Source organism: Aquimarina mytili (assembly GCF_016735115.1).
In the GTDB taxonomy this organism is placed as follows: domain Bacteria; phylum Bacteroidota; class Bacteroidia; order Flavobacteriales; family Flavobacteriaceae; genus Aquimarina; species Aquimarina mytili.
In genome coordinates, this window is record NZ_JAERQJ010000003.1 from 1 (window position 1) to 12,744 (window position 12,744).

A 12,744-nucleotide genomic window follows, 5' to 3' on the forward strand; every position below is an offset into this window, starting at 1 on the left:
CTATAATAGAAAAGTAGAAGAAGGTAAAAATAAAATGAGTGTACTAAATGCTGTAAGAAACAAAATTATACACATCATTTTTGCTTTGATTAAAAATCAAACTTTTTATCAAAACCGCTTGAATTTGTCATAGAAATCGATGTGACGTAGCGTGTGTACTCAACTATGCTGAGTCTAGTTGAAACGTCAGTTCGAGTGGTTTTTCGTAATGTAATGGAGAAAAATTGTACTTCGGCAAGCTCAGCAGAGCTATCGAGAACTCCTAAGTGTACTATAGAATAAACTTGAACATATCGGTTCTAAAAACATCTCGATACACTGCACTACCGTGCAGCACTCGATGTGACGTAGCGTGTTTACTAGATTTTTAACGAGCTATCAATCTAGATTTGTTTTTACTTTAATTCTAAACTTACCATTTGTCAATGCCTTAGATTTTGTATCATCCAAATGGCTGTACATAGTACATGCAAAGGTACCTTCAACAATATAAGTGCTTTGATCCTCTTCCTCTACAGAAGTAATTTTAAACGAAGCATCCGTGTTTTCTCCGGCCGAAGTATAAAAATCTTGTTCTTCATCTGCAACTCCAGCTACTTTTGGTGGAAACAATGAAAACGTAATTCTTCTAAAGGTTTTATCGCTTACCCCTTCAGAATACACAAAATCGTTTGAATCAAAAAAAGACTCTAGAGTCTCATTCTCATTAGCTGTAGAACATAACCCCAAAGGCATTTCATAAATAAATAGTTTAGCTCCGTCAACATTAGGTACCGGACTTTGAGTATTATCAGGCAACACTCCAAATGCATATGAGCCAAAACAATCTTCTGTATCTTCTCCGGTACGTGGCACTCTATTTATACCTCCTCCGCCAAAATCTATAGTATGGTCATCGTTAGGAGGAGTACCAATTGTAGGATCATATGATTGAAATCTAATATCAAAGGCTTCATCACCTAAAGTTCCTGTAAAGAAAAATTGGTCAAGTAGTACTGGATTAACAGGAAGAGGAGCCTGAGGGTCATCACTATCAGAACCACAAGAAGAAAGCATTATTAATATGCTTGCTACGAATAAAGGGAAAGATAAAATTTTGTTTTTCATGTTACTTTTTTTGTTTGTTTTCTGTATTAAATTAACTAATTGTTATTACAACGATAGTACGTCGTTTACTTTATGTGTCTATAAGGGTAAAATGTTACCCTATTTTTTCGATTTTATTTGTATTGACACTAAGGTTTCTTTCAAACTCCTGTTGATAAGGAGTACTTATACTTGAGCTACGCGTTGCCAAAAGCATCTCGATAGTTCCGTGTGGCATTCGATGTGACGTAGCGTATATACTCAACTATGCTGAGTCTAGTTGAAACGTCAGTTCGAGTGGTTTTTCGTTATATCAATGTCATAACATATCGCCTCGTCAGTTCGAGTGGTTTTTCGCAATGTAATGGAGAAAAACTGTACTTGGGTAAACTCAGCAGAACTATCGAGAACTCTTAAGTGTACTATAGAATAAATTTGAACATATCGGTTCTAAAAACATTTCGATACACTGCATTGCCATGCAGCACTCGATGTGACGTAGCGTATATACTCAACTATGCTGAGTCTAGTTGAAACGTCAGTTCGAGTGGTTTTTTGCAATGTAATGGAGAAAAACTGTACTTGGGTAAACTCAGCAGAACTATCGAGAACTCTTTTAGTTATGAATGCATCTCGATAAAATTCTCCCTACGGTCAAATCACTCGATCCCGAAACAAGTTCGGGACAAGTTGTGGCGTAGCGTGTGTACCTATAATTCATGGTCATTTACGTATAAATACTTTAGTAATAAACACGTATTTATACTGTTGTTTCTTCTTTTGTCTTGGGATACCTTTAGCATATAATATTCGCTTTTACATTGATAAGAACATCTTCTATGCATACTACCCCTAGGCATAAAAAAATGTACTCTTAATAGTATATCGTGGAGATCAGAAACCACTCAAAAAAACGAGGCGGAATCCGAAAAGCCATACGAGTAGGAAATTCTTAAAACCAATATAGACATGGCATGTAGATCAGCATCAGTTAAAAGAGTTGCCGACAAAACCGTAAAGGCAAAACAACAAGTAGACAAGCTTCAGGCGATGATTCAGGCTCAGGAAGCCGCCAACAAGAAAAAATTCTACGAACAGATTGAGAGTCACTTGGCTAGCGCTAATATTACAGACGCAAGACAATTATCGTATAACTCTGATATCAAAACAGAATATACCAGCGAGTTTAGTTTAGATAAGATTGCGGCAGTAGTGACCTCTTCGTTAAAAGCTGTTTCGGCAGCATCAGACCCTACCGTGGTAAAACCTGCCATGAGTGCAGAAGCTATAGATGCGTATGTAGATGTAGTGAATACTGTGGCACAGGCCGCCAAATCTTCTTCAACAGCTTCGGCGAGTTTATCGTTCTCTATGAATCGTTTATCTCCGGGTATGTTTGGATTTTTATATGCATCCTCAGTAAGCATCCAGGAAGAAGAAACTTTTGGTAGCGAAGCGGTTACTTCTACCGCGATTTATTATCGACTTATGGAAAGTATCGATGATGTAAAGCATCAAGCAAGATTTGATGCTGCTCTTATCGATAAGAATAATTACTTACACATGAAAACATTACAAGCCGGACTTACCGATGAACTCGCTCAAGGTAATATAGACATTAATACCTGGATGAAACTAGACGATCAATACTCGGCAGCAGTAGCCAAACTTAAAGCCAGACTTGATGCCGATCAGATTAAATCAGCAGAGCAATTAGTGGTTAAAAAGAAAAGCATGACTGTATCGACCAATCACCAGCTTGTACTTGAATCTCTAAAAAAACTAACAGCAATGGGTGATATACATAAGGTAGCGATCGAGAGATCACAAGCTCGAATTGCGAGTTCATATTTCTAGATTAAATACATAAATAAACTAGCCCTCCTCATTTAAAAGCTTAGTAGCTATAGATACAGTTACTAAGCTTTTTTTGATATACTGGATAATGCTGTTACCCTTCGATAGGCTCAGGGTACGTTTTTGAACAAACTTGTAGAAGGTTGGTTCCTTAGCTTTCCGAAGGACTAACTCCTGAAAACTTACAACTGCATATTTTCAATAAAACGAGAGACTACTTTTTGGAATCCGTTGCTTACAAAGAGTACCGCAGGATAGGTGGCAATAAATGCAAATACAAACGAATTTAATCCCATAATGCCCGCACAGAAGAAATGAAAGGTGACAGGAATTATCAAAGCGAAGATATTATACGGTGGCGGGATAAACAGCACCAAAAAAAATAAGACTTCAAAAATAAAGGTTGAATGATTTAAGACCTTGATAAGTTTAGGTTTATCTTTTAGAAACTGAACCACATGCCTGGATCCATATGTTTTGGTATTAAATATCCCAAATACAATAGTGCCCGACCGCCATGTCTTTGAAATTAGTTTGGCTACACCTGCGGTTAAATAAGATACTATGGACTGATACGCAATAAACAATAAACTAGCCGCTACGATCACTTTATTATCAGGAAACAAAGCTATAATCAACAAGCATAACAACACAATACTCGACATCTGATCTGAACCATCTTTGCCAACCGGTAATCGAAAATGATAATATAACTGTGTTAGAAACAATAAGATCACTACCCACAATACCAACCCTGAACCTGTTGCAAGCTGGTATATAAAATAAAGTAACAATCCCAAACGAAAAAGCATTGCAATGGTTAAACCAAGGGGCTCAAAAAGAAATGATAATCCCTTCTTAAGTCGAGGCTTTTTTCTAAACTTTATCTCTCTCCATATGTACCAAGAGTAGAGTCCATTATTTCCCATCTGAGTTTTTAGCGCCATCAATTCTAAAGTCGAAATAATCAACCCTACCGCCAATATAATTCCGGTTAAGGTTATTACTACAGTGATGTTATTAAAATCAGTTAAAAAATTAAGTGTTTCAGTCAAATTCATGAAAATAAGATTCAAAGGTTTTGGTAGGATCATCTGTAGAGAAGTATCCGTATGTTGAATAAATTAAAAATCTTCGTTTGCAATTCTGGGATGATGGTTGGGCATAATTATTCACAAAATTAACCAGTACTATATAGGGAGTGTATAGTTCTAGTACCAAAGAATTTTTATCGATTTTACGTCTATGTTTCTTTTTATATTTTAAGAGCAAAGAAGTCATATCGGTCAGAGCTTTTAACGGTCTTTTCTCTGGATTCCAAATAAGCTTAGTAATCGCAAATCTTGTTTCATTTCCGTAAAGGTCAATCTCTACCGGATCAAAAACCTGATCTGTATCGATATCATAATCCTGATAATACAATACATAATCTGTAGTCTTTGGTATGGGGGCAAAAAAAGTCCACTTAGGTACTAAAGAGAAATAATTATAGATACTAATATACATTTCGGTTGCCCGAAACTGATAAAACAACGTAGCTATCCCCCAAATTAAAAAGAAGGAGACGATTAAGATTTCTACGACAATCATATTATCTGTTTTTATTTTTTAGCCGAAGTAGCTCTTGAATACTACGACCTTTTTTTATTGTTTTCGCTTTATCCCTGGTTCTTGACAGCTCGTTTTCTTTCATTTCAATTTCGATTATAGATTGAGTAATATCGATATCTTCGTGAATAACAAAAGCCCCGCCTATGGCTTCTTGTGCCATAGCCGCAGCTTCTGCCAATGCACTTTTAAGCGCAGTGCGTTGCACTTCGCTCATCTCTTTGTGTATAAAATCCAGCATTAAAAAGAATTTTTGCCGTCTATTTTTTCATGTTTAAAAGATCAGAAGGTTTAGAACCTGATCGTTGTTTGGGCGCATTTAGTGAATCATCGGGTAACTCGGGATCTGCCAGGGCAGCTACAGCAATCAGTACTTCGGCAACGACCTCACCAGCATCGGCAGCAGCCTCACCCGCATCAGCAGCGGCATCCCCTGCATCGGCTGCATCATCCCCTGCATCAGCAGCGGCATCATCGCCAGCGTTATCATCGGCATCATTATCATCTGCCGCATGGTCATCGGCAGCATCATCTGCAGCATCATCATCGGCAGCATCATTATCCTTGTTTCGTGCGGCCTTTACTGCTTTGGCAACTACCATTCCTGCATTGATAGTAAAAGCAGCAGCAGCTATTGCCAAGGCAACTACTTGTGTAGCATCAGACTCCTCTGATGTTGTGCCATAAAAATCATACTCAGTCGTTGGTCTATGATCTCCTTTACCCCATTTATAACCAAAGAAAATTAATGTGGATTTATCCTTAGGATCCTTAGAGATCGCTATAGCCACATTATGAGAATTATCATCGCTTGCAAACCAAGCCAACATATAAGTAGTATCTTTTGAATCCTGGTCTTTTTGCTCTAAAAACAAAGGGTTTTTGATATCATTACCAGCAAAAGTAACATGACTCCCCGATAAAACCAGATCACCTTGTTTAACCTTATCATGATTAGTTGTTTTATAGGTACCATCAAAATCCTCGAAGTGAAACACTTGTTTTGCGCTAAGTGCAGCAAGATTAAAAGTGGTCGATTGAGCCGTACTTGGGGCAATGGTATATACACCTTCTCCAGTACTTTTGATCAACTGCAAACTAGAAGGGTTATTATCGCTTGCGTTCCAGGTAATTTCTGAAAGTAAGTTTTGAGGATTATTAATGGTCACCCCGTCAGAAATTGCAGACATTTGTGTGGGTCCGGTACCGGTAAATGTAAAATGAAAGATGGGGCCGAAATTAGCTTTCTTAAAATCCCCGGCAGCATCATATAAGCTGATTAGAAATGCGGTTTCAGTAGACATATTTTTTGGTTTAAGAGTTATTTTAAATTTACCGTTTTTTTACCACCTAAACTGAATAATATCAAACAAAAACAGCTTTGTAGGAAACTATTTTCAAGTCTAATTCGGCATATCTGATTAAGGGCAATTTCCCCGCCATAAACACCTAATTTATACAAAAATCTTTTTAAATTTCCTTACGGTTTTCCTCATCGGAAGGTTGGAAATATTGGGGTAAATTAGGGTGACCTCTCGAGTTTACTTAACAACTATACAGTAACATTTCTATATCCCAACACATTAACATAAGTACTATAGATTGTTTTGTTTATAAACGAAACAACAATAGACATCCAAGTCAGTAAAACTTTAAAGAATAAAAAAAGGCCAATCTCATAAAATGAAACTGATCTGTTATAATATTGCAATACATTAATCAGAAGACCAAAACAAAAAATGAGAACACTACAGCTATTGATCCTAGCACTAATATCCTTACTACTAACCATATCATGCAATAAAGATGATAGTCTAAACAATAGAATAGTCATCACCCAATTCGTTTTCAAAGGAGATATTATGATAAACAACCAGGCAGAATTGGTCAATTTTGCACTTCAAGGATATACTGAAATACAAGGAAACTTAACTATATCTGGAGTTACTGATCTAACACCCTTAAATGCTATTACTAAAATAGATGGAACCGTCTTAATAAAAAACAATCCAGATATGGTGACCTTATCAGGGTTTTCTGGAATTACAGCAATTTCGCACTCTTTAAGTATTTCAAATAATCAAGCCTTAGAATCGATAACGGGTTTTGAACAATTAGAAACTGTAGATATATTTTTTGTATATAAAAATGAGAAATTAAAAAACATAGATAGCTTTGGCCAACTAAAAAAAGTAGAGGTGCTGGATATAAATTCTAATCCTGAATTAGTATCGATTGAGGCATTTTCAAACGTAGAGCGTTTAAGTGGTATTGCAATAAAAAGAAATTCAAAACTAACCACAATATCACCTTTTTCTAAGTTAACCGAGATATCTAAATCTTTTGAAGTTAAAAATAATACTTCTTTACCTGGTCTGAGTTGTTTTGCTACATTACAAAAAATAGGCGAATCAATGGTTATTACTGAAAACAAATCATTAACCACTTTAGACGGAATATCAAATATAAGAACTATAGGTACTGGTTCTACGATTATAGATAACGAAAACTTGGACAACTTTTGTGCCTTACAAAATGTTGATTTTACAGATAAAAAATACTCAGTTTTTGGCAACTTACATGATCCTACCAAAGAACAATTAAGAGGGTCAGGTTGTAAGAGTTGATTAAAACCAAAATAAATATGATTATCAGGCATTCTTTTCATCTGTAGACTTTTTTATGATACACCATGCTAGATGTGGTATTCGACCCCGAAACAAGTTCGGAATAAGCTATGACATCTTGTATTAACTCTACATCTCAACAGTAACATTCCTATTACATAATACATAAACATTATATTTTTTTACATATGAACGAAACAACAATACCTAACGACTTAGACGAAACATCCCCAAGAAGAAGGGCACTATTACCGATATGGATCAAGATATTCTTATGGATATTTATGATTTTCGGTTTTATAGCTCCGATAGGATTACTATTTGGGTTTTTAGGCATGGGGTTTAACTTATCACTCTATGGATTGGAAACTACCAATGCTTTATCTGTAGTCGGGCTTCTTATAACATTATTATTTGCTATAAAAGGTGTAGTCTCTTTTGGATTATGGACCGAGAAAGATTGGGCGGTTCAACTAGCCATTATAGATGCTTCATTTGGAATCATTGTATGCCTCTTTGTATTGATTTTTCCGTTATTAGTTGATAACAATGATATTGGTTTTAGTATACGATTAGAGTTGGTAGTATTGGTTCCTTATCTTCAGAAAATGATGAATATTAAAGAAGATTGGAGTGATAGAGTGGCAAATAATTAAAAAATAAAAGAAGGTCAGTTTCAAAAAATGAAACTGACCCTTTGTATTCTTGCAGTTGTCTAACCATAATTACTAATTGAATTTGGTTAGCCTTAATATAACGAATCTATGACGAGAGAACAGCATTTAGCATTTTGTAAAAAATGTACAAACCGTGAGATGGACCTTAAACAAGGTTTAGTCTGCACGCTTACTAAAGAAAAAGCAAACTTTATAAACGAATGTCGTGATTATATTCTTGATCCAGAATACCAGGAGCGATTTGATGACACCAAACCTTTGGAAAACCATGTAATAAAAAGCTTGGTAGACAATAACGTATTAGATACACTAAGGCAAGAGCAAAATTACCCTCAAGGATTAATAGCGGGGATATCAACTGGAATTGTTGGAGCAGCAATCTGGGGAGCTATTACTGTAGCTACAGGGTTTCAAATTGGCTTTATGGCACTTGCCATAGGAGCTGCAGTGGGAATTGCAATCCGCTTTTCTGGCAAAGGAGTAGATTCAATATTTGGAATTTCGGGTGCTATTATTGCTGTATTGAGCTGCCTGCTTGGTAATTTCTTTAGCATTATAGGTTTTTTAGCCCATCAAGAAGATCTTAATTATATCGATACTTTATTTTTGTTTGACTACTCATTTTTATGGCCTATCATGCAAGAGACTTTTAGCATAATCGATCTGCTCTTTTATGGAATCGCCGGAGCCGAAGGTTATAAATTTTCGTTTAGAGCCTTGACTGAAAAAGATATTGCTCAACTAAAGGAAGAATAGTCAAATTTTACACCATGCAAAACAACTAGGAGTACTAAAAATAGCGCTCCATGTTTATATATATCGAAGTACAATTCTCCCTGTGGTCGAATCACTGGATGCGACATATCATTTTGTGATCAGTTGAAGTGATTTTGATGATAATCGAGATTATACCGAGAACTGTTTTTTATCTAAACGTCCAAACTTCATTTTAAATAAATAGTTTAGATTTGTTTCTTCATACTTTAGAAAACAAAAAATTACTACATGAGTGAAAAATGGAAAAACAAGATAAAAACCGGGGGAATATGGGGAGGTATGACTGCTATTATTTCTAACCTATTTAGATTAGCAGATCATGTATCTTTTGAAGATATCTTTTTTACGTATCGTTTTTTATTAGAACTTCTAGTATTCTTAGTAGTAGGGATTTTATTTTTTTCAGGAGGTTTTAATGTAAAACCTAAGGAATAATATTTTCAAGATCTAAGAAGTGTACATATCATATAACTCAGAAATCTTAGGGATTCAACATGAAATATCTGCTCACCGGACAAGAAACCGAAAGATTAAGCTTTAGGCTTTTAGAACCTGAGGATTTTAATGCCTGGGTTCCTCTTTTTAAAGAAAAAGACGTGGCTAAGTTTTTGGGTATGGATCCAAAACTATCGCCTAACGGCCTATGTCAAGCGTGGTTTGATAAATCGTTTAATCGATATCAAAATGATTTAGGCGGCATGAATGTTTTAATTGATAAAAAAACAAACCAATTTATTGGACAATGCGGGCTCTTAATACAGACCATTGATGATGTCAAACGGCTTGAAGTGGGGTATTCTATTCTTCCCAAATTTTGGAACCAGGGATATGCTTATGAAGCAGCACGAAAATGCAAAGACTATGCTTTTGAAAATAACTTTACTGATTCATTAATCTCTGTAGTACATATCGATAATATAGGTTCTGAAAAAGTGGCTTTAAAAAATGGAATGACCTTCGAAAAACTAACCGAAGAGGTTTTTAATGTGTTTAGCATTAGTAAAGAAGATTGGAAGCTTTCAAAGCAAATCTGATCCTATAGATCCCAATCTATGACGCGATAACAAATTCTCAACCCCAAACCCTCATATTTTTAGAGTACCATTTAACATTACTTTATCATTACTGGTTGTAATATTCTTTAAAAAGTAACGACCTTTAAGATATGATTAAAGAGTTTACAGAATTTTCTACAGAAGCTATCTTAAAAACAGGAGACGAAGAGTTACTAAAACCGTATACAGTATCAAAGCTTATAGGGTTGTATACCTTTGTTTGGGTTAAAAATTCTGAAGCTACTTTAGAAATTGATGGCATCGTTACCACTATCAAAAAAGATAAGATTGTAGTACTTACACCAAATCAATATTTCAAATTTATTAGTGGATCAAATTTGATTGTATATCAATTTAATCGCGAGTTTTATTGTATTAAAGATCATGATAAAGAAGTGAGTTGTATGGGTATTCTTTTTTATGGTAATAGTACAATACCTATTATAGAATTAGATAATAAAGAAAGTGGTAAGCTTGATTTGTTTCACCAGATTTTTTTGGAAGAACTAGATACCGTAGATACTATACAAGCCGAAATGTTGCGTATGCTTATGGCACGATTTATTATCACCACTACCCGATTGATTAAACAACAAGGAGGATATGATGAGAATAAAAATCAGGTAGACCTTATTAAAGAATTTAATGCTTTGGTAGAATTTAATTTTAGAAAAGAGCATTCTGTAGCGTTTTATGCGGAAAAATTATTCAAATCCCCTAAGACACTCTCGAATAATTTTGCTAAATTTGAGAAAAGCCCACTCCAGATCATACATGATCGAATTGTTTTAGAAGCCAAACGCCTACTTATTTATACAGAAAAGACTGCCAAGGAGATTGCGTATGAAATTGGTTTTGAAGATGCGTCACACCTGAGCAGAATGTTTAAGAAACATACCTCTTTTTCGCCTTCAGATTTTAGAAAACAGCTTAAATCTGAACCTGTCGGGAATTATTGACAAGTGTAAAGGAAAAAGTGCCATGTTATAGAATTTGTTTTTGCCCCAACTTTGTAGTGTAATTAATAAAAGAACCACCGAAACCTGTTTCGGGAAAAACATAAAGACATGAAAAATTTTACTCACCATATTAAAATAGCTTTTTTTGGAATATTATTTCTTGCTTTTTCTACGGGTACTGCCCAGGTAGAATTAGAAACGGTATACCTTAACGATTATACTGAAGAGGAAGTATATACAAATAATTTTAGCAGTTTTAACGACGATTTAATTGCTGAAGATGTTATCAATTTTAGAATTGAAATAAAAAAAGCAAAAGAAGATAATAGCTATTTATTATTTCTTTCAGAAAGAAATAGTCTCGAAGTGTTGACCGCTGGGTATTTAAAAACGATCCGCAAAGGAGCAAACAGAAGTACTGATGCTGAAGCTTTTGTAAATTATCTTAGAGAAAAACTTCCAGAATTAATTAATCAATTTAGGAAAGATAATAACCTTGAAGAGTTATATATCATTTCTCGAAAAAATACTTTTAATGGTAAAATAGACGCTTTACCGGTTGTACTTTAATTTTTTATTATTTTTTTATTAAATTCGGGTTGCTAACAAATTACCCCTATTAATGAAAAATAAATTACCCCTATTGCTGCGCATTGTCGTGGCAATAATTCTAATTCAGACTCTCCGATTTAAATTTACCGCGCATCCAGATAGTGTTTACATTTTTACCAAAGTAGGTTTAGAGCCTTACGGTAGAATAATTACAGGAGTAACCGAACTTATTGCTGGAGTATTACTCTTCATTCCAAAAACTATTTGGATGGGAGCTACTTTAACACTAGGAATTATTGGTGGAGCCATAATGATGCATTTAACCAAATTAGGGATTGAAGTAAATAATGATGGAGGTATTCTTTTTATTACTGCTGTTATTACTTTTGTCTTAAGTGCCATAATTCTTTGGATGAAAAGAAGAGAAGTCAACTTTTTCTAAAAAGATCACCTAAAAACATATATACTAAAAGCTTAAACCCTTGCAATTGCAAGGGTTTTTTATTTCGGGAAGAATCGACAAGTATCCGGGAAAATCTTCCATTTCTTATGGCTACTTTCTGATGCATCTTTGTATTGTTAATATAAAACAATAGAAAGATGACAATTCAGAATAAATCAATTTTTAATCTCATAGAGATTTTCAGAAAAGGAAAGAAACAAATCATAAATACAATAAACCCTAAGACACATTGTGAGCAAAAAGGGATTCATGATTTTTATTGTGATACAGAAAAACCTTTTATAGAAAGGAGCTAATACAAGTTAAAATCAAGATCGGGAATTTTTGACAAGTCTCCGGGAAGAATAAACATTTTATCACCTTGATTTTCACCTGATCTTTGTACCAGAAAATTAAAACAAATTATAACACATCCTGAAACACGTTTAGGATAAACTAAAACAAAAATAAAACTATAAAAACTTTAAAATTATGAGCACATTTAATGTACCAACCAGAGAAGAAGTAAGCGCTAATAACCAAGCGATATTTGACAACTTAAATAAAGCTTTAGGATTTGTTCCTAATCTATACGCAACTTATGCGCATAGTGATACAGCTCTAGAAAATTATCTAAACTTTTCTAATGCAAAAACATCATTATCAGCAAAAGAAAAAGAAGTAGTTAACCTAGCCGTTAGCCAAGTAAATGAATGTATTTATTGTTTATCAGCACATACTGCAATCGGAAAAATGAATGGATTCACTGATGAACAAATCCTTGAACTAAGAGCTGGATATGCTTCTTTTGACAGCAAACTGGATGCCTTGGCTAAACTAGCTAAAAATGTTACCGAAAATAGAGGAAAAACAGATCAAAACGTAATCGAAAATTTCTTTGCAGCTGGATATACAAAAGGAAACTTGATTGATACGATCTCATTAGTGGGTGATAAAACCATCTCTAATTACATCCATAGTACGACTCAGGTTCCTGTAGATTTCCCGGTTGCTCAACCACTAGAAACTGCAACAGTATAAGTGTAACCATCGAGGTAGAATTACCCCTTTATATATTTCCCGGAAGAAGCAAGAAATAAAAAG

General features: G+C 34.7%; 15 protein-coding genes. 10 read left to right on the forward strand and 5 right to left on the reverse strand.

Annotation, left to right across the window (positions count from 1 at the left end; genetic code table 11):
• Positions 1-378 precede the first annotated feature (378 nt).
• Positions 379-1,107, reverse strand: a complete 729-nt coding sequence (locus JJQ60_RS07340; protein WP_201918239.1) for a hypothetical protein — start codon at positions 1,105-1,107, stop codon at positions 379-381.
• 948 nt (positions 1,108-2,055) lie between these two features.
• On the opposite strand from JJQ60_RS07340, the gene JJQ60_RS07345 reads away from it, so the two are divergent.
• A complete protein-coding gene (locus tag JJQ60_RS07345; RefSeq protein WP_201918241.1) occupies positions 2,056-2,943 on the forward strand; it encodes a hypothetical protein in 888 nt (295 codons plus the stop codon).
• Positions 2,944-3,125: 182 nt separating this feature from the next.
• On the opposite strand, the gene JJQ60_RS07350 is transcribed toward JJQ60_RS07345, so the two are convergent.
• From JJQ60_RS07350 to JJQ60_RS07365, 4 genes are read right to left on the reverse strand one after another with little or no spacing between them, the layout of a single operon-like run.
• Positions 3,126-4,004, reverse strand: coding sequence for a hypothetical protein (locus JJQ60_RS07350; protein ID WP_201918243.1), 879 nt, complete (start codon positions 4,002-4,004; stop codon positions 3,126-3,128).
• Positions 3,991-4,533, reverse strand: coding sequence for a hypothetical protein (locus tag JJQ60_RS07355; RefSeq protein ID WP_201918245.1), 543 nt, complete (start codon positions 4,531-4,533; stop codon positions 3,991-3,993). The genes JJQ60_RS07350 and JJQ60_RS07355 overlap by 14 nt, the downstream gene beginning before the upstream one ends.
• Before the next feature lies 1 nt (position 4,534).
• Positions 4,535-4,792 carry a hypothetical protein gene (locus tag JJQ60_RS07360; protein ID WP_201918247.1) on the reverse strand — a complete coding sequence of 86 codons (258 nt, stop codon included), beginning with the start codon at positions 4,790-4,792 and terminating at the stop codon, positions 4,535-4,537.
• Between the two features lie 19 nt (positions 4,793-4,811).
• Positions 4,812-5,855 (reverse strand): hypothetical protein, encoded by a 1,044-nt coding sequence (locus JJQ60_RS07365; protein WP_201918249.1) that lies wholly within the window; start codon positions 5,853-5,855, stop codon positions 4,812-4,814.
• 435 nt (positions 5,856-6,290) lie between these two features.
• Here JJQ60_RS07365 and JJQ60_RS07370 point away from each other — a divergent pair, with 435 nt between their 5' ends.
• The 9 genes from JJQ60_RS07370 (at position 6,291) to JJQ60_RS07410 (ending at position 12,681) form a co-directional block, all read left to right on the forward strand.
• Positions 6,291-7,178, forward strand: coding sequence for a hypothetical protein (locus JJQ60_RS07370; protein WP_201918251.1), 888 nt, complete (start codon positions 6,291-6,293; stop codon positions 7,176-7,178).
• Positions 7,179-7,366: 188 nt separating this feature from the next.
• Entirely contained in the window at positions 7,367-7,834 is a 468-nt protein-coding gene (locus JJQ60_RS07375; RefSeq protein ID WP_201918252.1) for a hypothetical protein, read from the forward strand.
• A 108-nt stretch (positions 7,835-7,942) separates the two neighbouring features.
• Entirely contained in the window at positions 7,943-8,611 is a 669-nt protein-coding gene (locus JJQ60_RS07380) for a hypothetical protein (protein WP_201918254.1), read from the forward strand.
• Between the two features lie 249 nt (positions 8,612-8,860).
• Positions 8,861-9,067 carry a hypothetical protein gene (locus JJQ60_RS07385; RefSeq protein WP_201918256.1) on the forward strand — a complete coding sequence of 69 codons (207 nt, stop codon included), beginning with the start codon at positions 8,861-8,863 and terminating at the stop codon, positions 9,065-9,067.
• 59 nt (positions 9,068-9,126) lie between these two features.
• Complete coding sequence (locus JJQ60_RS07390; protein ID WP_201918258.1) at positions 9,127-9,666, forward strand: GNAT family N-acetyltransferase; 540 nt, start codon at positions 9,127-9,129, stop codon at positions 9,664-9,666.
• 131 nt (positions 9,667-9,797) lie between these two features.
• On the forward strand, positions 9,798-10,646 hold the full coding sequence (locus tag JJQ60_RS07395; protein ID WP_201918260.1) for a helix-turn-helix domain-containing protein: 849 nt from the start codon (positions 9,798-9,800) through the stop codon (positions 10,644-10,646).
• A gap of 108 nt (positions 10,647-10,754) precedes the next feature.
• On the forward strand, positions 10,755-11,216 hold the full coding sequence (locus JJQ60_RS07400) for a hypothetical protein (protein WP_201918262.1): 462 nt from the start codon (positions 10,755-10,757) through the stop codon (positions 11,214-11,216).
• A gap of 52 nt (positions 11,217-11,268) precedes the next feature.
• The gene (locus tag JJQ60_RS07405) at positions 11,269-11,640 is read left to right on the forward strand and encodes a DoxX family membrane protein (RefSeq protein WP_201918264.1); all 372 of its coding nucleotides are present in this window, start codon (positions 11,269-11,271) and stop codon (positions 11,638-11,640) included.
• 492 nt (positions 11,641-12,132) lie between these two features.
• A complete protein-coding gene (locus tag JJQ60_RS07410; RefSeq protein ID WP_201918266.1) occupies positions 12,133-12,681 on the forward strand; it encodes a carboxymuconolactone decarboxylase family protein in 549 nt (182 codons plus the stop codon).
• Positions 12,682-12,744: the final 63 nt, after the last annotated feature.

Excerpts from the sequence above, each read along its gene's own strand:
- JJQ60_RS07390 (WP_201918258.1), top strand. The coding sequence starts at position 9,127 with ATGAAATATCTGCTCACCGGACAAGAAACCGAAAGATTAAGCTTTAGG.
- JJQ60_RS07360 (WP_201918247.1), bottom strand. The coding sequence starts at position 4,792 with ATGCTGGATTTTATACACAAAGAGATGAGCGAAGTGCAACGCACTGCG.
- JJQ60_RS07395 (WP_201918260.1), top strand. The coding sequence starts at position 9,798 with ATGATTAAAGAGTTTACAGAATTTTCTACAGAAGCTATCTTAAAAACA.
- JJQ60_RS07400 (WP_201918262.1), top strand. The coding sequence starts at position 10,755 with ATGAAAAATTTTACTCACCATATTAAAATAGCTTTTTTTGGAATATTA.
- JJQ60_RS07340 (WP_201918239.1), bottom strand. The coding sequence starts at position 1,107 with ATGAAAAACAAAATTTTATCTTTCCCTTTATTCGTAGCAAGCATATTA.
- JJQ60_RS07350 (WP_201918243.1), bottom strand. The coding sequence starts at position 4,004 with ATGAATTTGACTGAAACACTTAATTTTTTAACTGATTTTAATAACATC.
- JJQ60_RS07355 (WP_201918245.1), bottom strand. The coding sequence starts at position 4,533 with ATGATTGTCGTAGAAATCTTAATCGTCTCCTTCTTTTTAATTTGGGGG.
- JJQ60_RS07410 (WP_201918266.1), top strand. The coding sequence starts at position 12,133 with ATGAGCACATTTAATGTACCAACCAGAGAAGAAGTAAGCGCTAATAAC.
- JJQ60_RS07405 (WP_201918264.1), top strand. The coding sequence starts at position 11,269 with ATGAAAAATAAATTACCCCTATTGCTGCGCATTGTCGTGGCAATAATT.
- JJQ60_RS07345 (WP_201918241.1), top strand. The coding sequence starts at position 2,056 with ATGGCATGTAGATCAGCATCAGTTAAAAGAGTTGCCGACAAAACCGTA.
- JJQ60_RS07385 (WP_201918256.1), top strand. The coding sequence starts at position 8,861 with ATGAGTGAAAAATGGAAAAACAAGATAAAAACCGGGGGAATATGGGGA.
- JJQ60_RS07375 (WP_201918252.1), top strand. The coding sequence starts at position 7,367 with ATGAACGAAACAACAATACCTAACGACTTAGACGAAACATCCCCAAGA.
- JJQ60_RS07370 (WP_201918251.1), top strand. The coding sequence starts at position 6,291 with ATGAGAACACTACAGCTATTGATCCTAGCACTAATATCCTTACTACTA.
- JJQ60_RS07365 (WP_201918249.1), bottom strand. The coding sequence starts at position 5,855 with ATGTCTACTGAAACCGCATTTCTAATCAGCTTATATGATGCTGCCGGG.
- JJQ60_RS07380 (WP_201918254.1), top strand. The coding sequence starts at position 7,943 with ATGACGAGAGAACAGCATTTAGCATTTTGTAAAAAATGTACAAACCGT.